General features: G+C 63.2%; 20 protein-coding genes and 1 tRNA gene. 13 read left to right on the forward strand and 8 right to left on the reverse strand.

All coding sequences use genetic code 11. From position 1 onward, the window contains the following. Positions 1–58 precede the first annotated feature (58 nt). Complete coding sequence (locus GTW25_RS12690; RefSeq protein ID WP_252912498.1) at positions 59–1,516, forward strand: glutamate synthase subunit beta; 1,458 nt, start codon at positions 59–61, stop codon at positions 1,514–1,516. On the opposite strand, the gene hisN is transcribed toward GTW25_RS12690, so the two are convergent. Together hisN and GTW25_RS12700 are read right to left on the reverse strand one after the other, a co-directional pair. Then, positions 1,517–2,290, reverse strand: coding sequence for a histidinol-phosphatase (gene hisN, locus GTW25_RS12695; protein ID WP_252912499.1), 774 nt, complete (start codon positions 2,288–2,290; stop codon positions 1,517–1,519). It lies immediately after the preceding gene. Positions 2,291–2,446: 156 nt separating this feature from the next. Continuing rightward, positions 2,447–3,334, reverse strand: coding sequence for an N-formylglutamate amidohydrolase (locus GTW25_RS12700; RefSeq protein WP_252912500.1), 888 nt, complete (start codon positions 3,332–3,334; stop codon positions 2,447–2,449). 196 nt (positions 3,335–3,530) lie between these two features. Between GTW25_RS12700 and cpdR the strand changes: the two genes are divergently transcribed. Together cpdR and GTW25_RS12710 are read left to right on the forward strand one after the other, a co-directional pair. Beyond that, entirely contained in the window at positions 3,531–3,893 is a 363-nt protein-coding gene (gene cpdR / locus GTW25_RS12705; RefSeq protein ID WP_252912501.1) for a cell cycle two-component system response regulator CpdR, read from the forward strand. A 93-nt stretch (positions 3,894–3,986) separates the two neighbouring features. Beyond that, positions 3,987–4,061, forward strand: a tRNA-Val gene (locus GTW25_RS12710). A gap of 293 nt (positions 4,062–4,354) precedes the next feature. On the opposite strand, the gene catB is transcribed toward GTW25_RS12710, so the two are convergent. Both catB and GTW25_RS12720 read right to left on the reverse strand, forming a co-directional pair. Beyond that, the gene (catB, locus tag GTW25_RS12715; protein ID WP_252912502.1) at positions 4,355–4,990 is read right to left on the reverse strand and encodes a type B chloramphenicol O-acetyltransferase; all 636 of its coding nucleotides are present in this window, start codon (positions 4,988–4,990) and stop codon (positions 4,355–4,357) included. 261 nt (positions 4,991–5,251) lie between these two features. Further along, entirely contained in the window at positions 5,252–6,562 is a 1,311-nt protein-coding gene (locus GTW25_RS12720; protein ID WP_252912503.1) for an MFS transporter, read from the reverse strand. 193 nt (positions 6,563–6,755) lie between these two features. Here GTW25_RS12720 and GTW25_RS12725 point away from each other — a divergent pair, with 193 nt between their 5' ends. The 6 genes from GTW25_RS12725 (at position 6,756) to GTW25_RS12750 (ending at position 11,240) form a co-directional block, all read left to right on the forward strand. Further along, positions 6,756–6,899, forward strand: a complete 144-nt coding sequence (locus GTW25_RS12725) for a DUF3096 domain-containing protein (protein WP_252912504.1) — start codon at positions 6,756–6,758, stop codon at positions 6,897–6,899. Between the two features lie 83 nt (positions 6,900–6,982). Continuing rightward, positions 6,983–7,210: an aa3-type cytochrome c oxidase subunit IV gene (locus GTW25_RS12730; protein WP_252912505.1), complete on the forward strand. Its 228-nt coding sequence runs from the start codon at positions 6,983–6,985 to the stop codon at positions 7,208–7,210. A gap of 61 nt (positions 7,211–7,271) precedes the next feature. Beyond that, positions 7,272–8,510, forward strand: a complete 1,239-nt coding sequence (locus GTW25_RS12735) for a Re/Si-specific NAD(P)(+) transhydrogenase subunit alpha (protein WP_252912506.1) — start codon at positions 7,272–7,274, stop codon at positions 8,508–8,510. Next, entirely contained in the window at positions 8,510–8,926 is a 417-nt protein-coding gene (locus tag GTW25_RS12740; RefSeq protein ID WP_252912507.1) for a proton-translocating transhydrogenase family protein, read from the forward strand. Before GTW25_RS12735 ends, GTW25_RS12740 begins: the two co-directional genes overlap by 1 nt. Positions 8,927–8,937: 11 nt before the next feature. Continuing rightward, entirely contained in the window at positions 8,938–10,338 is a 1,401-nt protein-coding gene (locus GTW25_RS12745; protein WP_252912508.1) for an NAD(P)(+) transhydrogenase (Re/Si-specific) subunit beta, read from the forward strand. After that, entirely contained in the window at positions 10,338–11,240 is a 903-nt protein-coding gene (locus tag GTW25_RS12750; protein WP_252912509.1) for a phosphotransferase family protein, read from the forward strand. The genes GTW25_RS12745 and GTW25_RS12750 overlap by 1 nt, the downstream gene beginning before the upstream one ends. 33 nt (positions 11,241–11,273) lie before the next feature. On the opposite strand, the gene GTW25_RS12755 is transcribed toward GTW25_RS12750, so the two are convergent. The 3 genes from GTW25_RS12755 to rpsU form a co-directional block, all read right to left on the reverse strand. Next, the gene (locus GTW25_RS12755) at positions 11,274–11,750 is read right to left on the reverse strand and encodes a DUF992 domain-containing protein (protein ID WP_252912510.1); all 477 of its coding nucleotides are present in this window, start codon (positions 11,748–11,750) and stop codon (positions 11,274–11,276) included. 60 nt (positions 11,751–11,810) lie between these two features. Then, entirely contained in the window at positions 11,811–12,653 is an 843-nt protein-coding gene (locus GTW25_RS12760; protein ID WP_252912511.1) for a tetratricopeptide repeat protein, read from the reverse strand. A 126-nt stretch (positions 12,654–12,779) separates the two neighbouring features. Next, positions 12,780–13,019, reverse strand: coding sequence for a 30S ribosomal protein S21 (rpsU, locus tag GTW25_RS12765; protein WP_024587796.1), 240 nt, complete (start codon positions 13,017–13,019; stop codon positions 12,780–12,782). Between the two features lie 306 nt (positions 13,020–13,325). Between rpsU and GTW25_RS12770 the strand changes: the two genes are divergently transcribed. The 4 genes from GTW25_RS12770 (at position 13,326) to GTW25_RS12785 (ending at position 18,912) form a co-directional block, all read left to right on the forward strand. Next, the gene (locus GTW25_RS12770) at positions 13,326–14,579 is read left to right on the forward strand and encodes a sarcosine oxidase subunit beta (RefSeq protein WP_252912512.1); all 1,254 of its coding nucleotides are present in this window, start codon (positions 13,326–13,328) and stop codon (positions 14,577–14,579) included. A gap of 9 nt (positions 14,580–14,588) precedes the next feature. Then, on the forward strand, positions 14,589–14,957 hold the full coding sequence (locus tag GTW25_RS12775) for a sarcosine oxidase subunit delta (RefSeq protein WP_252912513.1): 369 nt from the start codon (positions 14,589–14,591) through the stop codon (positions 14,955–14,957). 199 nt (positions 14,958–15,156) lie between these two features. Then, entirely contained in the window at positions 15,157–18,132 is a 2,976-nt protein-coding gene (locus GTW25_RS12780; protein WP_252912514.1) for a sarcosine oxidase subunit alpha, read from the forward strand. Positions 18,133–18,354: 222 nt separating this feature from the next. Continuing rightward, positions 18,355–18,912, forward strand: coding sequence for a sarcosine oxidase subunit gamma (locus GTW25_RS12785; RefSeq protein WP_252912515.1), 558 nt, complete (start codon positions 18,355–18,357; stop codon positions 18,910–18,912). On the opposite strand, the gene GTW25_RS12790 is transcribed toward GTW25_RS12785, so the two are convergent. After that, the gene (locus GTW25_RS12790) at positions 18,913–21,555 is read right to left on the reverse strand and encodes a bifunctional diguanylate cyclase/phosphodiesterase (RefSeq protein ID WP_252912516.1); all 2,643 of its coding nucleotides are present in this window, start codon (positions 21,553–21,555) and stop codon (positions 18,913–18,915) included. It abuts the gene before it with no gap. Position 21,556: the final 1 nt, after the last annotated feature.

Consider the following 21,556-nt stretch of genomic DNA (forward strand, 5'->3'; position numbering starts at 1 on the left):
CCATTCACCCTTGATCGCATTTCAAGGCCGCAAGGCTTGCAGACGATTGGACTGAACTATGGGCAAGGTAACAGGCTTTCTCGAGATCGACCGGCAGGTGCACAAGTACCAGCCGGCTTCCGACCGCATCCGTCATTTCAGGGAGTTCACGCTTCCGATGTCCGAGCCGGAGGTCGAGAAACAGGCCGCGCGCTGCATGGATTGCGGCATTCCCTTCTGCCATGGGCCGACGGGCTGTCCTGTCCACAACCAGATTCCGGACTGGAACGACCTCGTCTATGCCAAGGACTGGGAAGGAGCGATCCGCAACCTCCATTCGACGAACAACTTTCCCGAATGGACCGGCCGCATCTGTCCCGCGCCGTGCGAAGAAGCGTGCACGCTCAACCTTGAGGACATTCCGGTCGCCATCAAGACGATCGAGCAGGCAATCGCCGACAAGGCTTATGAGAAGGGCCTTATCCGCCCGCAGCCTGCGCCTGCCAAAACCGGCAAGCGCGTCGCCATCATCGGCTCCGGCCCGACCGGCATGGCGGCTGCACAGCAGCTTGGACGCGTCGGCCACGACGTTCACGTCTTCGAACGGGAATCGAAGCCCGGCGGCCTGATGCGCTATGGCATTCCCGACTTCAAGATCGAGAAGCGCTATATCGACGTACGCGTCGAACAGATGCAGGGCGAGGGCGTCACCTTCCATTGCGGCGTCGACATCGGCACCGACAAGACGCTTGATGAGCTGACGACCGAGTTCGATGCCGTCCTTTACTGCGGCGGTTCGGAGAACCCGCGCCCGGCCGGCATTCCGGGGCGCGAGCTCAAGGGCGTGCATGACGCGATGCCCTATCTCGTCCAGCAGAACCGGCGCGTCGGCGGCGAGGACATCCAGTCGCGCGCCTGGGCGTCCGATCCGATCCTGGCCGGGGGCAAGCATGTGGTGGTCGTGGGCGGCGGCGATACGGCGTCCGACTGCGTGGGCACCTCGTTCCGTCAGGGCGCCGTGCGCGTCACCCAACTCGACATCCGCCCGCAGCCGCCGGTGCGCGAGGACAAACTCTCCGTGTGGCCCTATTGGGCGACGAAGATGCGCACCTCGTCCAGCCAGGCCGAAGGCGCCGACCGCGAATTTCAGGTCGCTACGCTCGAATTCGTCGGTGACGAAGACGGTCTGCTGACAGGCGTCAAGTGCTGCGAGGTTGACGAAAAGCGCAAGCCGGTCGAAGGGACGGAATTCGTCATCAAGGCCGATCTCGCCTTCATCGCCATCGGCTTCGCCGGCCCGCTCGTCGGCGGTCTGGTCGACCAACTCGGCGAGAACCTTGCCACGGTAACCGACAAGCGCGGTTCGCGAAACGTCACGGGCAACGACCAGGACTATAAGACGAATGTCGACAAGCTGTTCGTCGCCGGGGACATCCGCCGCGGTCAGTCGCTGGTCGTCTGGGCGATCCGCGAGGGGCGGCAGGCCGCCCACGCGATCGACAAGGAACTGATGGGCTCGACGGTCCTGCCGCGTTGATCAGTCGTTCAGCATCTCGATGGCGGTCGCATGCAGCTTTGCGGTCGCGGCGGCCACAATGAAGCCACCGTCTTCGGCCGCACCGCCGTCAAGCGTGGTGATCACGCCGCCCGCCGCCTCGATGATCGGGATAAGGGCGACGATATCGTAGGGCTGAAGGCCGGTTTCGACGACGAGATCGACCTGTCCGGCAGCCAGCATGGAATAGGCGTAGCAATCGGTGCCGTAGCGGGCAAGGCGCACCGCGGCCTCGACCCGGTCGTAGCGCATACGTGCATCGTCGAGAAACAGCGACGGCGTCGTGGTGCAGAGAGTCGCGTCGGCAAGCTCGGTGGTGTCACGCGTCTTCAGAACGCGCGGCCCGCCTGGGCCTTCATAATGCGCCGATCCGCTCGTTGCATAGAAAAGCTCGCCCGTGAATGGCTGGCTCATCATGCCGGCGACCGCATCGCCATCCTCCAGCAATCCGACCAGCGTGCCCCAGAGCGGCAGGCCGGAGATGAAGGCACGGGTGCCGTCGATGGGGTCGATCACCCAGCAATGCCTGTTCGGCAGATTGTGCGATCCGAACTCCTCCCCCAAGATACCGTGATCCGGAAATTCGCCGTCGATGAGCGCGCGGATCGCGCGTTCGGCCTCGCGGTCGCCCTCGGTGACCGGATCGAACCCGCCCGCAAGCTTGTTGATGATGTCATGCGGCTGCCTGAAACGCGGCAGCGTTTCGCCGGCCGCAGCTTTTGCCAGACGGCGAAGGAATTCGGGTGTGACGGTCATGCTCGGCTCCGAAACGTTCGGGCCAGCAATAGTCGCGCAACACGCCGCTTGACAATTGTGCAGTGCAGCATAAATTCATGGCGACGGCTTTTTTCCGTCACGCCCTTCTGGGGCGTTTCCTCCCTAGCTTCGGCCGCTGTCACGGGCGGCCTTTTTTTATTCTGCTGCGATCGGCAATTCGGCGGGCGGGGCAAACAACGCGATCAGCGCGGCGGCGAGGTCGCCAAGGTCCCGGCGCAACTGGTCATAGCCATCATGCGGCAGCAGGCTTTCCTCATCCATGTAGAGACTGCGATTGATCTCGATCTGGATGGCGTGAATCCCGCGCGCGGGGCGTCCGTAATGCTCGGTGATGAAACCGCCGGCATAGGGCTTGTTGTGAGCGACCGTGTAGCCGCATGTCGCCAGATGCGCGATCGCCGTTTCCGCCAGATCCGACATGCAGGACATGCCGTACCGATCGCCGATGATGAAATCGGGACGGATGCGGCTTTCTGCAAGGCGGATGGAGGCCGGCATGGAGTGGCAATCGACCAGAACCGCGATGCCGAACACCTTGTGCGTCGCGCCGATCAGCGCGCGCAACTGGTCATGATACGGTTTGTAGATGCGCTCGATGCGTCCCACCGCCTCCTCGAGCGGCAATTTTTCCGCATAGATATCGAGGCCCTCGCCGACCAGCCTCGGCACGGTGCCGAGACCGCCGGCCACGCGCGCGGAGCGCGTATTGGCGAAGGGGGGCAGGGCGGCGGTGAACATGCGCGGGTCGAGTTCCCACGGCTCGCGGTTCACATCGAGGTAAGCGCGCGGAAAATGCGCTCTCAACAAAGGCGCGCCCTGCTCGACCACCCCGGCGAAAAGATCGTCGACGAAACAATCTTCCGAACGGCGGATCGCATGAGCGTCGAGCCGTGCCATGTCGAGGAAGCGCCGTGGATATACGGAGCCGCTATGCGGCGAGTTGAAGATGAAGGGCACGGACTGGCGCGCTGGCGAGCGGACTTCAAACGCCGCATGGCTCGCGAAATCGGGGTGTTTCGTCATCTGGCGCGTCGAACCAACTCTCAAGTTTCACCGGACCTGTGTGCCACCGGCGGGCAGGACTGTCCAGCAGCGGCGTGACTTGCGTCAAACCCGTATCACCTGCTTCACTTGATGTTTACCATGTCGAACGCATATAGGCTTGGGGCGCGCCGAATCGGGTCTGGTCCCGTTCGGAAAGAGGGTTGCAAACGGCAAGATGGCAAGAATTCTTCTCGCGGAAGACGATGAGGACATGCGTCGGTTTCTCGTCAAGGCGCTGGAGCGCGCCGGCTACGATGTGATCGACTACGACAACGGCGCCAGCGCATATGAGCGGTTGCGCGAGGAGCCGTTCTCGCTGCTCCTGACCGATATCGTGATGCCGGAAATGGACGGGATCGAACTGGCGCGCCGCGCCACGGAGATCGATCCGGATTTGAAGGTGATGTTCATCACCGGCTTTGCCGCGGTCGCGCTCAATCCCGATTCCAAGGCTCCGAAGGACGCGAAGATCCTCTCCAAGCCCTTTCATCTGCGCGATCTCGTCAACGAGGTCGAAAAGATGCTGCAAGCCGCCTGACGAGCTTGCCCTGCGTCAGCCTCGCCGAATGAATTAGGCGGCGCAAACCTATTGACGATGCCGTTTTTCCATGGTGTATGCGGCCCGTCGGATGGGCGTGTAGCTCAGCGGGAGAGCACTACGTTGACATCGTAGGGGTCACAGGTTCAATCCCTGTCACGCCCACCATCCAACCCCTTAAATTTGTTTGGTTTTGCGGTAGTTGGCGCCGCCGCTACGAGTTGCCTAGCAACCATTTGCAACCATCAGCGGACTGCAACACGGTGGCCTTCACGTTTGCGGCGCGCCTGCGCCCGTCGATCTGTCGTTGACGTTGTGCTTGAGTGGATCGCTGCACCGAGCTTGTTGAGTTCTCCAACTGATCACCCAAAAGTGGACTCAAGGCAAGGCTAGCTGCGGGTTCGTGTCGGCGGTCTGTTCGGGGTGCCCGCCTCACTCGTTTGAGCAGGCGGGCTTCCATATCAGGTGTCGCGGATTGTCTGTGACCAGTAGCGATGCAGGCCCGTAACGTCCTCGCTGGTCATGATCGGCATGGCCTTTTTTAGGTGGTCGTCGGGCCAGTCCCACCAACGCATTTGGAGAAGCAAGCCGATCTCGTGGCCGCCGAAGCGCTTGCGGATCGTCTTTGCCGGGTTGCCGCCGACGATGGCGTATGGCTCGACGTCCCGCGTGACCAGCGCACGAGTTCCGATGATCGCACCATCGCCGATCCTGATACCGGGCATGATGATGGCTTCCGACCCGATCCAGACATCATTGCCGATCACCGTATCGCCCGCTGGCTTATAGCCGTTCCGGGCACCGGCGAAGGCTGGGACCTCGGGCATGAAGAAGAATGGAAAGGTGCTGATCCACTCGTTCCGGTGACCCTGGTTTCCGGCCATGATGAAGGCGGCACCGGAGCCGATCGAACAGAAGCTGCCAACGATCAGGCGATCTGCCCCTTCATCTGGCAGCAGGAACCGTGCGCAGTCGTTGAAGCTGTGGCCGTGATAGTAGCCGGAGTAATAGCTGTACCGGCCGACGATAATGCTCTGATGCGTGACCTGTTCGACCAGCGTCTTGCCCTTGAAGGGGCTCTCGAAGAAACTGTCCATTGGAATACTCACTGCATGAGCGACGCGGCCTGGAGGCACGCGCCAAATCCGCAAGCGCGCAGTGTCGCTCGCATTTTTTCATGCTCCTCACGCCGTCAGCGTGGGAGCGCCATGCAGGGAGTACTGGGTGCCGATTTCATGCCGATGGCATTATCGGATGGACGGTCGGTAGGCAAGGACAGCCCGTTGGCTGATTGCCACCAGTGAATGGGGCGCCTGGATGCCGGTACGTATCGACCCCAGTCAGCATAAGCCGGGACGTCAGTCGAGCGCGCTTTTGCGGGTTTCGACATCGATCGACATCGCAGCGAATGCTGCCACGACCAAGAGGCCGGCAAAAAGGCCGATCGCGGCCGTCGTGCTCTGGACGAAGAGATAGACCAGAACCGAAGGCGCAAGCAGGCCGCCGAGCCGGGCCATCGCGCCGGCCGCTCCCATCCCGGTCGCGCGTGAGGCGGTGGGATAAAGTTCGGGCGTGAAGGCATACAGTGCGCCCCAGGTGCCCAGGAGCGCGAAGCTCATCACCAGAAGCGCGGTGGCGATCAGGGCCGGCGTGGTCGCCACGACGAACAGCGCGCAGGCGGCGGCGCTCAGGAACAGGAAGCGCGTCAGCGTCGCGCGGCGCCCCCATTTTTCAACGCCATAGGCCGCGAGCGCATAGCCGGGGATCTGGGCGAGCGCCACCAGGACGAGGAAACCGTATCCACGCACGAAGCCGAAACCTTCCGTCGCCAGCCGGGCCGGCATCCAGGTGAAGATGCCGTAATAGGACATCGACACGAGAAACCACACGCTGAGCATCAGAAGCGTCCGGCGGCGCAGTTCGGGTGACAGGAGCTTTTCGCTGCGCGCCGGCGGCATGGCGTCCAGCGGGGTTTCACCCATCGGCTCCTTTCCGTTGACGAGAAGCATCTTGTCCATCACCGCGCGGGCTTCCGGTTCGCGCCCCTGGCGCATCAAATGAAGCGGCGATTCGGGTATCCAGAAGCGCAGGAAAAGGCCGACGATGGCCGGCAGGGCGGTGACGAAGAAGATCACGCGCCACGCATCGGCCACGCCTGCAACGGAGGCTGCCCACGCCGTCAATGCGACGATGACCGTGCCGACCGCCCAAAACCCTTCCAGCATGACCAGCCAGCGGCCACGCCGCGAGGGCGGCAGGAACTCGGCCATCATCGCATAGTCGACCGGCAGCGTGCCGCCGACGGCAAGGCCGGTCAGGAAGCGCAGCAGCAGCAGGGTCTGGAAGTCGGGGGCGAAGACCGAGGCAAGGCCGAAGACGGCATCCATCGCGACAGTGCCGATCAGGATGTTCCGGCGTCCGAAACGATCCGCGAGCCGGCCGAAGACCGCCGCCCCGATCAACATGCCGAGGAAGAAGAGCGTGCCGGTCTGCAATGCCTGCGGAACGGTAAGGCCGAATGTCGCAGCGATCGAGGCGGCGGTGAAGCCGACGGCCAGAACCTGCATAGCGTCGGCTGTCCAGACAAGCCCGAAAACACCGAGCAGGCGGCGTTGAAACCGCCCCGTGCCCGCTCGTTCGAGAACGGCATCGATCGTGGTGCCCGTCATGACTAGTCCCCCGGATCGCGGTCCCCCGACCGCGGTGCAGCATCGTGATGCGCAGATGGCCGAATGTTGCCCTGAAGTAAACCGAATTATTTGCCGTACGAGCAGATCGACATTCGATTCGCCCGACGCTTGCCTTGCGCGATGCGCAACCTAGCTATGTGAGCGCATAGCCAACTGCCCAAGGATCGCTCCCATGCCCGATCTCGCTTTGACCCCATTGATCTCGCTTATCGCCGGCGTCGTCATCCTGATCATGCCGCGCCTGCTCAACTATATCGTCGCCTTCTACCTGATCGTCATCGGCCTGATCGGGCTCTTTCCCGAACTTGCGGGATAGGAAACGCGGCGCGACAATCCTTGCCATTGCCCTCAATCGCGCTTTTCGCTATCAGCGGTGAACGAATTCGCGAGGAGCCGATCATGGCAGAAGAACATCATTCCGGCGCGCTCGAAATGGGCGCCGAAATGGATTACGCCGAACACGAGAAGACCTACAATTTCTTTCTCGATTTCACGAAATACGTGTCGATCATGGTCGTGGCGCTACTGATCGCAATGGCGTTCGGTTTCTTCACGACCGCCGGCTTCATCTCGTCCTTCATCCTCTTTCTGCTGATCTGCGGTCTTGGAGCATTCTTCCTGCGCTGACGATCGCTTTCCCCCGCGGGCTTTCCCGCGGGGCATGAAGATCGGCTGATGGGAGGGGTTCATGGCGCAGATCGTATTCGTACCGAAGGAAATCGAGGCCGGCGAGCCGCGTGTGGCCGCCTCGCCCGAAACCGTCAAGCGGCTGAAGGCCCTCGGGCTCGACGTGGTCGTGGAAACCGGCGCGGGAGACAAATCCCGCATACCGGATGGCGAGTTCGAAAAGAACGGCGCCAGGATCGGAAGCGCGGCGGATGCGGGCGCTGCCGATATCATCCTCAAAGTCCGCCGCCCCACCGACGCGGAACTCAAATCCTACCGATCGGGCGCGGCGGTGATCGCCGCTATGGACCCATACGGCAACGACGCGGCTGTCGAAGCGATGGCCAAGGCCGGCATTTCCGCTTTCGCCATGGAATTCATGCCGCGCATCACGCGCGCGCAGTCGATGGACATCCTCTCCTCGCAGGCCAATCTCGCCGGTTATCAGGCCGTGATCGATGCTGCCGGTGAATATGACCGCGCGCTGCCGATGATGATGACGGCGGCCGGAACGGTGCCGGCCGCCAAGGTCTTCGTCATGGGGGTCGGCGTTGCGGGCTTGCAGGCCATCGCCACGGCACGCCGCATGGGCGCGGTCGTCACCGCCACCGACGTTCGCCCCGCCGCGAAGGAACAGGTCGCCTCGCTTGGCGCGAAATTCCTCGCCGTCGAGGACGAGGAATTCAAGGCGGCCGAGACGGCCGGCGGCTACGCCAAGGAAATGTCGAAGGAATATCAGGCGAAGCAGGCCGCGCTGACGGCCGAGCACATCGCCAAGCAGGACATCGTCATCACCACCGCGCTCATTCCCGGTCGTCCTGCGCCCAAGCTGGTGTCCGCCGAGATGGTCGCCTCGATGAAGTCGGGATCGGTCATCGTCGATCTTGCGGTCGAGCGTGGCGGCAATGTCGAAGGCGCGAAAGCGGGCGAAGTCGTCACGAGCGCGAACGGCGTCAAGATCGTCGGCCACCTCAACGTGGCCGGCCGCGTGGCGGCATCCGCCTCGCTTCTTTACGCCAAGAACCTCTATGCCTTTCTCGAGACGCTGATCGACAAGGAAACCAAGACCCTTGTCATCACGCCGGAAGACGAACTCGTCAAGGCGACGCTGCTGACGCATCAAGGCCGCGTCGTCCATGCCAATTTCGCAAAGGCCGAGCCTGCGCCCGCAGTGGCGCCCGAGAGCACCGAGACTGGTCTCGATGCTGCGCCCAAGGCGACGGCAAAGCCGAAATCCACTTCGAAGAAGGGGGATGCGTGATGGAAATGACCGCGATGGAACGCGCGATCCAGCAGCTCGAGCAGTCGGCGGCGGCGCTGCGCCTTGCCTTTTCGGATTTGCAGACCGCCGAGGCGGCCGGCCATGCGGCTGCGGCGGCGACGGGCGGCGCGATCGACCCCTTCGTCTTCCGCTTCGCCATTTTCGTGCTGGCGATCTTCGTCGGCTACTATGTCGTCTGGTCGGTGACGCCCGCGCTGCACACGCCCCTGATGTCGGTGACGAACGCGATCTCGTCCGTCATCGTGGTCGGCGCGCTGCTTGCCGTCGGCATCTCCTCGTCGGGGATCGCCACCGGCTTCGGCTTCATCGCCTTGATCCTTGCTTCGGTGAACATCGTCGGTGGCTTCCTCGTCACGCAGCGCATGCTCGCGATGTACAAGAAAAAAGAAAAGTGAGGCGCTGATCCATGAGCGAGAATTTCGCCTCCTTCCTTTATCTTGTCTCCGGCGTCCTGTTCATCATGGCGTTGCGCGGGCTTTCGCATCCCACGACCAGCCGTCAGGGCAACATGTACGGCATGATCGGCATGGGCATCGCCGTCGTCACGACGCTGCTTCTGGCGCGCCCGACCTTCGGCGGCTTCGTTCTGATCGTGCTCGGCATCGCCATCGGCGGCGGCATCGGCGCGGTCGTCGCGCGGCGCATTCCCATGACGTCGATGCCGCAGCTCGTCGCGGCTTTCCATTCACTCGTCGGTCTGGCGGCGGTGCTGGTTGCGGCGGCCGCGATGTATTCGCCCGAGAGCTTCGGCGTCGGCACGGTCGGCCATATCCATTGGCAGGCACTGATCGAGATGTCGCTCGGCGTTGCCATCGGCGCGATCACCTTCACGGGTTCGATCATCGCGTTCCTGAAACTCGACGGGCGCATGTCGGGCAAGCCGATCCTGCTGCCGTCCCGCCACTTCATCAATGCCGGCATCGCGATTGCGCTGATCGTGCTGGTCATCGTGCTCGTCGCGACGCAATCGACGCTCGCCTTCTGGCTGATCGTGATCCTGGCGCTGGCGCTGGGCGTGCTGATCATCGTGCCGATCGGCGGCGCCGACATGCCGGTCGTCGTCTCGATGCTCAATTCCTATTCGGGCTGGGCCGCGGCGGGCATCGGCTTCACCCTCGGCAATCTCGCGCTCATCATCACGGGCGCGCTGGTCGGCTCGTCCGGCGCGATCCTCAGCTACATCATGTGCAAGGGCATGAACCGCTCGTTCATTTCCGTCATTCTCGGCGGCTTCGGCGGCGAAACGGCCGCCGCCGGCGGCGACGACGGCATCGAGCGGACGGTCAAGCAGGGTTCGGCCGACGACGCGGCCTATCTGATGATGAACGCGCAAAAAGTCATCATCGTGCCGGGCTACGGCATGGCGGTGGCGCAGGCGCAGCATGCGCTGCGCGAGATGGCTGACAAGCTCAAGGCCAACGGCGTCGAGGTCAAATACGCGATCCATCCGGTTGCCGGCCGCATGCCGGGACACATGAACGTGCTTCTGGCCGAAGCCAACGTGCCTTACGATGAGGTGTTCGAACTTGAGGACATCAACTCCGAATTCGCGCAGGCCGACGTCGCCTATGTCATAGGCGCCAACGACGTGACCAACCCGTCCGCGCGCGACGACAAATCCTCGCCCATCTACGGCATGCCGATCCTCGACGTGGACAAGGCGCGCACGTGCCTCTTCGTCAAGCGCTCGCTCGGCTCGGGCTATGCCGGTATCGACAACACGCTGTTCTACAAGGACGGCACGATGATGCTGCTCGGCGATGCCAAGAAGATGACCGAGGAAATCGTCAAGGCAATGGATCACTGATGCTGCCTGAAGCGCCGGCGGAGGTTCCGCCGGAACTTCGAGCTGCGATCACGGATGCGTTTCCCGAACTGACGGAATCGCGGTTCTCGGTGGCCGGTCGCGGCTGGCACAGTCTTGCGATCGACATCGACGGGCGGTTCATCGCCAAGTTTCCGCAGGGAGCCGACGCCGAAAAGGCCTTGCTGCGCGAGGCTCGGCTGCTTGCAGCGGTGCGGCCGCATGTGTCGCTGCCGGTTCCCGACATGCAACTGGTGGAGCATCCGGTCGTCTTTTCCATGCACCGGAAACTTGCCGGGTCTACGCTGCTGCGCGCCGACTACGAATGTCTCTCGGAAGTCGCGAAAACGGCACTGGCCGACAAGCTGGCGCAATTCTTCGCCGAGCTTCACGTTATCGATCCGGCGCATATGCGCGCGACCGGTGCAGGACCGGTGGAGTGGTGGGATGTCCGTGCAGAGACGCTCGCGCCTGTCTGGGCGCAGCTTCCCGCCCCGGTCGCCGAACTGGCCGAGGCGGTGTGGCGCGACTACGTTGCGCGCATCTGGCCGGATGAAGTCTACGGCTTCTTCGATGCGCATGGCTGGAACATGGCCTTCGATCATAAGGCCCAGCGCCTCAACGGCATCTTCGACTTCGCCGATTCGGGGTTCGGGCCGGTAGCGCGCGAGTTCGTGCCTGTTTCGCTCATCTCACTCGATCTGGCGCGCCGGGCCATGGCAGCTTACGAGATGCGGACGGGGCGTCATGTCCGCACGTCGGACGTCTATCTTTTGACTGCGGCCGCGCGTCTTTCCGAATTTGCGGGAGCGATCGAGACGGGCGAGCACGTCGATACGATGCGCGACCTCGTCATCGACTGGTTCGCGCCAACGGCATGGCATCGCCCTGCCGCCGGCCCGTGATCGTTCACCGCCGGCGAGCAGGCTCACCCTGTCCTATTCGACGGCGCGCAGACGGAATTCGGTGACGCCGAGTGCAAGGTTCAGGCCGGTTTGCGCCTGAACGCTGATCGGCTGGAGCATGACCGATTCCTGCGATCCACCGACGAGAATGTTGGCGCCGCCACCGATCGCAACCGTTGCTTCCGCGCTCGCGCCGAAATAGTCGCCACTGAGCGCTTCGCCGGCCGTGAGCGTGATGGTTGCGGGCATCAGGACGGCCCATTGCATGATGGCTTCGCTGGTGACGCCGATGTCGAGGCCGTAGCGGTTGACGACGCCGACGAAAGCGGTCTGCGGTGTGCCGTCCGATGGGCTGAACAGGCATTCCATGTCACGCGACGAGCCGAGGATCGCACCGACATCACCCGCGATGACGCATTCGAGCATGCCGGCCTCGGTGCGCGTGTCCTGCGCGTGAGCCGGGATAATTGCGGCTGCGCCGAGAAGCGCGGCGGCTAGAAAGCGGACCATTGAAGTTCTCCTGTCTGGTTGTTCGGCACTACAACCGGACAGGGAGAACTTCGTTCCTGATCAGCCGGTGCCGCGCGTCCGGCTCAGCCCGTCGCGGGCGACCTGAAGATTGGGGTCGAGCCGTGCTGCTTCGGCGAAAGAGCGCGTCGCGCGCTGGGTGTCGCCTCGACGCTCGAGAATGAGGCCCTGATATGCCCACGCCTCGGCATTGGTCTTGTCGCGAACGAGCGCCGTGTTGAAATCGGAGAGCGCATTGTCCTCGTTGTCGATGGCGAGGTAGGAGAGGCCACGCGCCGTATAGGGCTCGGCGGCGCCAGGGGCGAGCGAGATCGCCTGTCCGAAATCACCGATCGCGAAGTCGTGCTGATTGCGCAACTGATACATCAGGCCGCGATTGTAATAGGCGCGCGGGTTGGTCGTATCGAGCTGGATCGCGCGTTCGAAATCCTGAAATGCTTCGTTGGTGCGGCCGGAGGCGCGATTGAGATTGCCGCGCCCGATATAGGCAGCATCGTAGCTCGCATTGAGCTGGATCGCCTGATTGTAGTCTGCTAGCGCCGCCTGGCTGTTGCCCATGTTGCGGTGGATCAAAGCGCGGTTGTTGTATGCCTGATAAAGGCCGGGATTGAGCTGGATCGCGCGGTCGAAGTCGGCCAGCGCCTCGCGGTTTCGCCCGCCGCGTCCATAGGCCGAGCCGCGCACATTGTAGGCTTCGGCGTCGTTGGGCGAGCGCTCGATGACGGCGGTCAGCGACGAAATGTTTTCGCTCGATGCCTGAGCTGCGTCCATCGGTGAAACCGTCGACATAGTTTCCGGTGCCGTCTGGCAGGCTGCGAGCCCCAAAGCGGACAGCAATGCCATTGCGGTGGCAATGCGTTTGGTGTGGCTCGCGGTCGAAATCATCGGCTCATTCCCCGTTTGGCGCTGCTTGGCGTGTTGTTCGACATTTAACGCAGACAACGAAAAAAGGTGGCAGCGATTGCTCGCGCCACCTTTTATAGATCGGCAAAGAAGACCAAAAAACGGCGATCAGCGCGCCGCAACCGCAGGAGCGCGGCCGCCGCCGACCAATCCTTCGCGCTGGGCGCGCTTGCGGGCCAGCTTGCGGGCGCGGCGAACGGCTTCGGCCTTTTCGCGGGCGCGCTTCTCGGACGGCTTCTCGTAATGGCCGCGCATCTTCATCTCGCGGAAGATACCTTCGCGCTGCATCTTCTTCTTGAGCGCGCGGAGCGCCTGATCAACGTTGTTGTCGCGGACGAGTACCTGCACGAGCGTTCCTGTCGTTACCGTTGGCGCCGGGGCCGTTTCGATCGAGTTTCAAATTCAAAAAGTCAGAGCGCAACAGATTGCGCCCCGTGGCGCGCGCACCACGGATCGGTGCGGCTCATATCACCGGTCGATATGCTTGTCGAGAAGAATCCGACAGCGGCTTGTCAGTGAAGCAACCGGCCAATTCGTCGCAGCGAAATGAGCACGGCGCAAACGGGCAATCGAAGTCGCAATCAGCGCAAGGGAAAAGTCCGGTTTTCGCTAGTCATGAATTCGTCCTGCCACACGCATCGAGGCCAAGGGTTCATGCGCAAATATTCCGTCTTCGCCATCGCCCGTGAGGCGCTTCGGGCCCATAAGGGCTGGGACGAGCAGTGGTCGTCGCCGGAACCGCGCAAGGAATATGACGTCATCATCGTCGGTGCCGGCGGGCACGGGCTGGCGACGGCATATTATCTCGCCAAGGAGCATGGCATCACCAATATCGCGGTGCTCGAGAAGGGTTGGCTCGGCGGTGGAAATACGGGCCGCAACACCACGATCATCCGCTCCAACTATCTCTATGACGAATCGGCCGGCATCTACGACCATGCCGTGAAGCTGTGGGACGGGCTTTCCCAGGATCTCAACTACAACGTCATGTATTCGGCACGCGGCGTGATGATGCTGGCGCACAATGTCCATGACGTGCAGGTCTTCAAACGTCACATCCATGCAAACCGGCTCAACGGCGTCGACAATGAATGGCTAACGCCGCAGGAGGCGAGGGCGTTCTGCCCGCCGCTCAACATTTCGCAATCGGCACGATACCCGGTGATGGGCGCGGCGTTGCAGCGTCGAGGCGGAACGGCGCGGCACGACGCGGTCGCCTGGGGCTATGCGCGCGCGGCCGCCGACCGCGGCGTCCACATCATCCAGAACTGTGAGGTGACCGGCGTGCGCCGCTCGGCGAACGGCCATGTGACGGGCGTCGAGACGTCGCGCGGTTTCATCGGCGCGAAAAAGGTCGGCGTCGTTGCGGCGGGGCATTCCTCGGTCATCATGCAGATGGCGGATGTGCGCATGCCGCTGGAATCCTATCCGCTGCAGGCTCTGGTCTCCGAGCCGGTCAAGCCGGTGTTTCCCTGCGTCGTGATGTCGAACACGGTGCACGCCTACATTTCGCAGTCCGACAAGGGCGAACTCGTCATCGGCGCGGGAACGGACCAGTACACATCCTATTCGCAGACCGGCGGCTTCCACATCCTGAATCACACGCTCGACGCGATCTGCGAGATGTTCCCGATGTTCACCCGCATGAAGATGCTGCGCTCATGGGGCGGCATCGTTGACGTGACGCCGGATCGCTCGCCGATCCTCGCCAAGACGCCGGTGCCGGGGCTCTACGTCAATTGCGGCTGGGGGACGGGCGGGTTCAAGGCGACGCCGGGGTCGGGCCACGTTTTCGCGCACACGATCGCCAACGACAATCCGCACCCGATCAACGCGCCTTTCAATCTGGAACGGTTCCGCACCGGCCGTCTGATCGACGAAGCGGCTGCCGCCGCTGTCGCGCACTAGGATCCTGTCATGCTTTTGATCCGCTGCCCCTATTGCGAAGAAGAGCGTCCCGAACTTGAGTTTCGTCATGCCGGCGAGGCGCATATCGCGCGTTCGTCTGAAATGACCGAACTGTCGGATGACGAGTTCGAAAAGTTCTTCTTCGTCCGGCAGAACCCGAAGGGGCTGATCTTCGAGCGCTGGCGGCACATCCACGGTTGTGGGCGCTTCTTCAACGCCGCGCGCGACACGGTCACCGACAAGTTCCACCTGACCTACAAGGCCGGGGAACCGAAGCCGGAGATTACGTTGATGGCGCCCGCCGAGCCAGCGGCCTGGGCCAATCGTGAGCCGTCGGAGCTTAACGTGGATATGCCTTCGAAGGAGGGTGGCCGATGACCGTTTTCGCTTCGTCGCGCCCCCCTCTGTCCTGCCGGACATCTCCCCCGCGAGGGGGAAGATTAGCCTGCATCGATGGCGTGCATGATCTCCCCCGATGCGGGGGAGATGTCCGGCAGGACAGAGGGGCGCAACGTCGAGCATCAACGGTTGAGACAATGGGGCAACGTAGAGCGCCAACGATTGCGGAGTTCGCACGATGACCGAAACCTTCCGCATGGCGGGCGCAGGACGTCTGACGCCGGCAAAAGCCGTTCGCTTTTCCTTCGACGGTACGTCGTATCAGGGCGTTGCGGGCGACACGCTGGCCTCGGCGCTTCTGGCGAACGGCGTCCATCTCGTCGGCCGTTCGTTCAAGTACCATCGCCCGCGCGGCTTTCTGTCGGCCGGTGCCGAGGAGCCGAACGCATTGGTCGGCGTCCACCGCGACGCGGCTCGCAGGACGCCGAATGTGCGCGCGACCGTGCAGGAGATCTATGACGGCTTGAGCGCCGTTTCGCAGAATCGCTGGCCCTCGCTCGCCTACGATATCGGCGAAGCGAACGATCTCGGCTCGCCGTTCTTCTCGGCAGGCTTCTACTACAAGACCTTCATGTGGCCGAAGGCGGCGTGGGACAAGGTCTACGAGCCGTTCATCCGCCGCGCGGCAGGTCTCGGCGTTGCGCCGGACGAGCCGGACCCGGATCACTATTCCTCGCTCTACGCGCATTGCGACGTGCTGGTGCTCGGCGGCGGCGCGGCGGGCATCGCGACGGCGACGGCGGCTGCGGCATCGGGCGCGCGCGTCATTCTTTGCGACGAGCAGGCCGAATTCGGCGGCGCGCTTCGCTTCGAGACGGGCGCGCGGATCGACGGCAAGCCCGGCTGGGACTGGGCGCAGGCGAGCGTGGCGAACCTGAAGGGCAGGGAGAATGTGCGTGTTCTGACCCGCACGACCGCATTCGGCTATTACGCGCAGAATTTGGTCGGGCTCGTCGAGCGCGTCAGCGATCATCTGGCGACGCCCGGTGACCAGCCGCGTGAGCGGCTTTGGCAGGTGCGCGCGGGCAAGGTCGTGATCGCGACCGGTGCGATCGAGCGGCACATGGTGTTTGCCGACAACGACCGTCCCGGTGTGATGCTGGCCTCGGCCGCGCGCACCTATCTCAACCATTACGGCGTCGCCGTCGGCCGAAATGTCGGCATTTTCACCGCCAACGATTCCGCTTATGCCGCGGCCTTCGACCTGAAAAAGGCAGGCGTGCAGATCGCCGCGATCGTCGATTTGCGGGACGATCCGCGGGGGGCGGTTATCGAGGAAGCGAGGGGGCTCGGCATCGAGGTTCTGACCGGCCATACGGTGACGAAGACGGGCGGGCGGCTGCGCGTTTCGTCCATCGCCGTTGCGCCGAACGCCGGCGGTGCGGCGCGGGTGATCCCGGTCGATGCATTGCTGATGTCGTCAGGTTGGACGCCGTCGGTTCATCTCTTCTCGCAGTCGCGCGGCAAGGTTGCGTTCGACGACGCGACGCAGCGTTTTCTGCCGGGGCAATATGCGCAGGACTGCGTTTCGATCGGCGCGTGCAACGGCACGGACACGCTCGACGCGGTGATCGAGGAAGCCTATGCGGCCGGTGAAAATGCCGTGAGCGGTACGAAGGTTTTGCGGCCCGCCGCGACGACGAGCGAAAACTGGACGGGCGGAATGCTCGGGGCTGCGCCGGGTGCAGGGCCGGACGATACCGTCAAGGCTTTTGTCGATTTCCAGAACGACGTGACCGCCAAGGATTTGCGGCAGGCCGTGCGTGAGGGCATGCGCTCCATCGAGCACGTCAAGCGGTTCACAACCAACGGCATGGCGACCGATCAGGGCAAGACGTCGAACATGCACGGTCTGGCCATCGCAGCGGAGACGCTCGGCAAGCCGATCCCCGAAGTCGGCCTCACCACCTTCCGCGCCCCGTATACGCCCGTGACGTTTGGGGCGATCGTCGGTCATTCGCGCGGCAGCCTGTTCGATCCGACGCGCCGAACCGCCATGCATGGCTTTGCCGAAAAGAATGGCGCGGTGTTCGAGGATGTCGGGCAGTGGAAGCGCGCATGGTATTTTCCGCAGGCCGGCGAAGACATGCATCAGGCCGTCGCGCGCGAGACGAAGAATGTGCGCCGGTCGGCCGGCATCTTCGACGCCTCGACGCTCGGCAAGATCGAAATCGTCGGGCCGGACGCGGCGCAGTTCATGGAACTTCTCTACACCAATCCGTGGGCGAAGCTCGAGCCCGGCCGTTGCCGCTATGGCATCATGCTGCGTGAGGACGGCTTCATCTATGATGACGGCGTCGTGGGGCGTCTTGCGGACGACCGTTTCCATGTCACGACGACGACCGGCGGTGCGGCGCGCGTCATGAATCATATGGAGGATTACCTCCAGACCGAGTTTACGCATCTCAAGGTTTATCTGACCTCGATCTCGGAGCAGTGGGCGGTGATCGCCGTGCAGGGACCGAAGAGTCGCGAGATCATCGCGCCGCTGGTCGAGGGTATCGATGTGTCCGATGCCGCCCTGCCGCATATGTCGGTTCGCGAGGGGAAAATCTGCGGCGTGCCGACCCGGCTCTTCCGCATGTCGTTTACCGGCGAGCGCGGCTTCGAAATCAACGTTCCGGCCGACTACGGCGAGGCCGTCATGGAGGCCGTCTGGGCCGAGGCGCGAAAGCACGATGCGTGCCTCTACGGCACGGAAGCGATGCACGTCCTGCGTGCCGAAAAGGGCTACATCATCGTCGGCCAGGAAACGGACGGCACGGTGACGCCGAACGATGCCGGTCTCGACTGGGCGATCGGCAAGAAGAAGACGGATTTCGTCGGCATTCGCGGCCTGAGGCGACCTGATCTGGTATCCGGTGGGCGCAAGCAACTCGTCGGGCTGAAGACCGTCGATCCGAACGTCGTGCTGGAAGAAGGCGCGCAGATCGTCGCGACGCCCGGCCAGCCCATGCCGATGAAGATGATCGGCCACGTCACGTCGAGCTACTGGTCGCCCAATTGCGGCCGCTCGATTGCACTGGCTTTGGTCGTTGATGGTCGCGACAAGATCGGCGAGCGGCTCTTCGTGCCGATGCCGGACAGGGTAATCGAGGTCGAGGTGACCGGCACGGTCTTCTTCGAGGAAAGCGGGGAGCGGTTGAATGGTTAGGGTGGAAATGTCGCGCTCCGTCGCGCCCCCCTCCGGGCTGCCGCCCATCTCCCCCGCATGGGGGGAGATCAATCTCTTCACTGCGCCGCTCAGTCCGTCGATGATGTCGCGCTGCGATAGGGTGCTTGATCTCCTCCCTTGCGGGGGAGATGTCCGGCAGGACAGAGGGGGGCAACGTAGAGCCCTTCCTTCCCATGATTTCGCCGCGGCACGATTCAGGGCATGACCATGACAGTTTCACAGGCCACCCGCCGCCCCATCCTCGCCGGTCGCCAGACCACCACCCCAAACGCCACGGTTACCGTCGCGCCGCCCGCATCGCGCCTGTCGTTGCGCGTGCCGGCCGGGACCGTCGCGGCGGTCTCGAAAGCGCTTGGGATCGAGCTGCCGACCCGGCCAAAAGCCTCCGCGTCGGCGAACGGTCGGCACGCGCTCTGGCTTGGGCCCGACGAATGGCTCGTCATCGACGAAAGCGGCGCGGACCTTGCCGGGCTGCTTGGCTCAGTCGCGGATTTTCACTCGGCCGTCGATGTCTCACATCGCAATGTCGGCTTTATCGTTTCCGGCACGGGCGCGGCAATGACGATCAACGCCGGCTGCCCGCAGGATCTGTCTCTTGCCGCCTTTCCGGTCGGTGCGGTGTCGCGCACGATCCTTCACAAGATCGAGATCGTGCTTTATCGGACGGGCGAGGCCGAGTTCCGCGTTGAGTGCTGGCGCTCTTTCGCGGATTACGCCTTCACGTTCCTGTCGGCGGCGGCGCGGGACGGATCGTCCTGATCAGGAGGCGCGGCGCAGCCGTCGCTCGCTGGCAAAACCGATGAGTTCGCAGGGCGGCATGGGTTTGGCGAAGGCATAGCCCTGGAGCGCGTCGCAGCCTATCTCCTTGAGAATCCGCGCGTGTTCCAGCGTTTCGACGCCTTCGGCCAGCACTTCGATCCCGAGCGAATGCCCCATCTCGATGATGGAGCCGAGGAGTTGGTGTTGTGCGGGCGAACCGACCAATGGCTGGACGAGTTGCCGATCGATCTTGAGCCGTGCCGGCTTCAGGCGCAGCAGCGAGACGATAGAGGCATAGCCGGTACCAAAATCGTCGATCTCGATATCGATGCCGATTTCCTTCAGTTCCTGAACATTGGCGGCCAGACGGTCGTCATGTTCATCGAGAAAAATGGATTCCACGAGTTCGAAGACGATCCGTCCCGGTTCGATCTGCATGGTGCGCAGGCTCGCCAGCAGGCCATCGCCATGGAGGCGCTTGGCCGAGACGTTGACGGATGCCTTGGGAACCCTGAGCCCCTGCATTTCCCATAGGCCAAGCTGTGCGATGGTCTGTTCGAGCATGCGCCGGTCGATCTCGTCGACGACGTTGATGTCTTCCGCCACCTTGAGGAAATGCTGGGGGCCGAGCAGCCCTCTTTCGGGATGCTCCCAGCGCGCCAGCGCCTCTACGCCTACCAGTTCCAGAGTTCCCGCATGCAGTTGCGGCTGGTAATGCGGCACGAACTCGCCGCGCTCCAGCCCGATCAGGATTTCGTCGGCGAGCCGCTTCCTGGTGATGATCTCCGCCTGCAGTTCCTCCGAGAAGAATTGGAAGCAATTGCGGCCGTTTCGCTTCGCACGGTAAAGCGCGATGTCGGCATTGACGAGAAGACGTGCGGGATCGGAGATGGTGTCGGTGTCGAGCGCAATGCCGACCGACCCGCCGATGCGGCATTCGTGTTCGTTGAAATTCTTCGGTTCCTGCAGCTTGACGATCAGGTTCGCGGCAAGGTCGGCAAGGCTTTCCATGGTCAGCGACCTCGCGTCGCTCGCCCGCCTGACGATGACGAACTCGTCGCCGCCGATCCGCGCGACGAAATCCTGCGGCAGTACGGACGCCCGCAGTACGTTCGCGGCATGGACCAGCATCGCGTCGCCGGCCGCATGCCCCAGCGTGTCGTTGATCTCCTTGAACCGGTCGAGATCGAGTTGGAGAATGGCGGCGACTTCGGCGCCGTTGCCGAACGCCCTTGCGTGATCGGCCAGGACTTCATCGAGATATCGCCTGTTGGGTAGCCCGGTCAGCGAATCGTGCATGGCGTTGAATTCGATGCGCTCGCGGATCGTCTCAAGCTCCGCGTTGCGCGCCTCGGAAAGAAGCACCGCCAGGTTCAGTTGCTCCGTTCGCTCGACGTCCGCCGTCACATCCCAGTTGACGCCGATGATGCGCGGCGGGCTGTCGCCGTCCTGATATACCCGGCCGATAGCGCGGATGTGGCGCATGTCGCCGTTTTCCAGCCTGAGGCGATATTCGGAATGATACTTTCCCGTTTGATGCATGGCGATCGAGAAGTCGGATTCGGCGCGCTGCTTGTCGTCCGGGTGAAGCCGCTTCGACCAGAATGTGTAGTTGCGCCCGCGCCCGTCGGCCGGAAAATCGTAGAGCTCGTTCATCCGGTCGTCCCAGAACAGCTCGCCGTTCTTGATGTCCATTTCCCAGATGCCGATGCGCGATGCCTGCAATGCCAGCCGCAGGCGCCGGGAGAGTTGCTCGAGCTCGAACTCGCGCTCGCGCATGAAGACGATGTGGCGCTGGCGCTCGTCCATCAGCCGTCCCATGACGAGGCTGGGTCCGAGGATCAGGAAGGCGCCGGCGACGATCCAGGCGAAAAGCTGCCCGCGACCAGGCACCGGCTGATCCCAACCCCCTTTAGGGGTCGCGGCGATCTGCCAGCGCCCGGAGGGAAGAACGACATCGAGCAGGACCGGATCGTTCCCGATGATCGAGGCCGGGCCGAAGAACCTTCCGCCGGAGCCTCCAGCGGCGTCGCGCCCGGTGATGGTAATGTCGATCGGCAGTTCGGCGTTGAGCAGTCCGCTTTCCGCATAGAGCTCCTGAACGTCGACGACGGCCGAAACGATCCCCCAGAACGAACGACCGCCGATCGAACTGCGGGCATATACCGGAAACCGGCCGATGAAGCCCTGTCCGCCCTGGACCAGGTCGAGCGGTCCGGCAAGAACGAGCTTGCCCGTTTCGCGTGCCTTGATGACCGCGGCGCGCTGCGTTTCGTTCGTATTGTAATCGAGGCCGATCGCGCCTTCGTTGCCGATGAGCGGGTGAATGAGCCTGACGACCATATCGGGCGCCGCGGCGATGTGACGGATTTGGAGATCCTGCGTCAGCAGGCTGCCGACCAGGTCGGAAAATTCGGGCTGGGTGATATCGGGATTGGTCTCGATCGACGCCACCAGTCCCCGCACGAGCTGGATGTTGGCGTTGATGTTGCCTTCGAGCTTGGAGCGGATCAGGCTTGCCTGGGACAGAACGTCCGAGCGCAGCTTCTGTTCGAAGATGCGCTGGTTCTGATGAATGGCGAAGATGGTGGCGCAGAGGACGACGATGGCGGCGAGCAGAAGCTGAATATTGCTCCCCCGCATA

Source organism: Aliihoeflea aestuarii (assembly GCF_024105665.1).
Lineage (GTDB): Bacteria > Pseudomonadota > Alphaproteobacteria > Rhizobiales > Rhizobiaceae > Aliihoeflea > Aliihoeflea aestuarii.

Excerpts from the sequence above, each read along its gene's own strand:
- GTW25_RS12690 (WP_252912498.1), top strand. The coding sequence starts at position 59 with ATGGGCAAGGTAACAGGCTTTCTCGAGATCGACCGGCAGGTGCACAAG.
- hisN (WP_252912499.1), bottom strand. The coding sequence starts at position 2,290 with ATGACCGTCACACCCGAATTCCTTCGCCGTCTGGCAAAAGCTGCGGCC.
- GTW25_RS12700 (WP_252912500.1), bottom strand. The coding sequence starts at position 3,334 with ATGACGAAACACCCCGATTTCGCGAGCCATGCGGCGTTTGAAGTCCGC.
- cpdR (WP_252912501.1), top strand. The coding sequence starts at position 3,531 with ATGGCAAGAATTCTTCTCGCGGAAGACGATGAGGACATGCGTCGGTTT.
- catB (WP_252912502.1), bottom strand. The coding sequence starts at position 4,990 with ATGGACAGTTTCTTCGAGAGCCCCTTCAAGGGCAAGACGCTGGTCGAA.
- GTW25_RS12720 (WP_252912503.1), bottom strand. The coding sequence starts at position 6,562 with ATGACGGGCACCACGATCGATGCCGTTCTCGAACGAGCGGGCACGGGG.
- GTW25_RS12725 (WP_252912504.1), top strand. The coding sequence starts at position 6,756 with ATGCCCGATCTCGCTTTGACCCCATTGATCTCGCTTATCGCCGGCGTC.
- GTW25_RS12730 (WP_252912505.1), top strand. The coding sequence starts at position 6,983 with ATGGCAGAAGAACATCATTCCGGCGCGCTCGAAATGGGCGCCGAAATG.
- GTW25_RS12735 (WP_252912506.1), top strand. The coding sequence starts at position 7,272 with ATGGCGCAGATCGTATTCGTACCGAAGGAAATCGAGGCCGGCGAGCCG.
- GTW25_RS12740 (WP_252912507.1), top strand. The coding sequence starts at position 8,510 with ATGGAAATGACCGCGATGGAACGCGCGATCCAGCAGCTCGAGCAGTCG.
- GTW25_RS12745 (WP_252912508.1), top strand. The coding sequence starts at position 8,938 with ATGAGCGAGAATTTCGCCTCCTTCCTTTATCTTGTCTCCGGCGTCCTG.
- GTW25_RS12750 (WP_252912509.1), top strand. The coding sequence starts at position 10,338 with ATGCTGCCTGAAGCGCCGGCGGAGGTTCCGCCGGAACTTCGAGCTGCG.
- GTW25_RS12755 (WP_252912510.1), bottom strand. The coding sequence starts at position 11,750 with ATGGTCCGCTTTCTAGCCGCCGCGCTTCTCGGCGCAGCCGCAATTATC.
- GTW25_RS12760 (WP_252912511.1), bottom strand. The coding sequence starts at position 12,653 with ATGATTTCGACCGCGAGCCACACCAAACGCATTGCCACCGCAATGGCA.
- GTW25_RS12770 (WP_252912512.1), top strand. The coding sequence starts at position 13,326 with ATGCGCAAATATTCCGTCTTCGCCATCGCCCGTGAGGCGCTTCGGGCC.
- GTW25_RS12775 (WP_252912513.1), top strand. The coding sequence starts at position 14,589 with ATGCTTTTGATCCGCTGCCCCTATTGCGAAGAAGAGCGTCCCGAACTT.
- GTW25_RS12780 (WP_252912514.1), top strand. The coding sequence starts at position 15,157 with ATGACCGAAACCTTCCGCATGGCGGGCGCAGGACGTCTGACGCCGGCA.
- GTW25_RS12785 (WP_252912515.1), top strand. The coding sequence starts at position 18,355 with ATGACCATGACAGTTTCACAGGCCACCCGCCGCCCCATCCTCGCCGGT.
- GTW25_RS12790 (WP_252912516.1), bottom strand. The coding sequence starts at position 21,555 with ATGCGGGGGAGCAATATTCAGCTTCTGCTCGCCGCCATCGTCGTCCTC.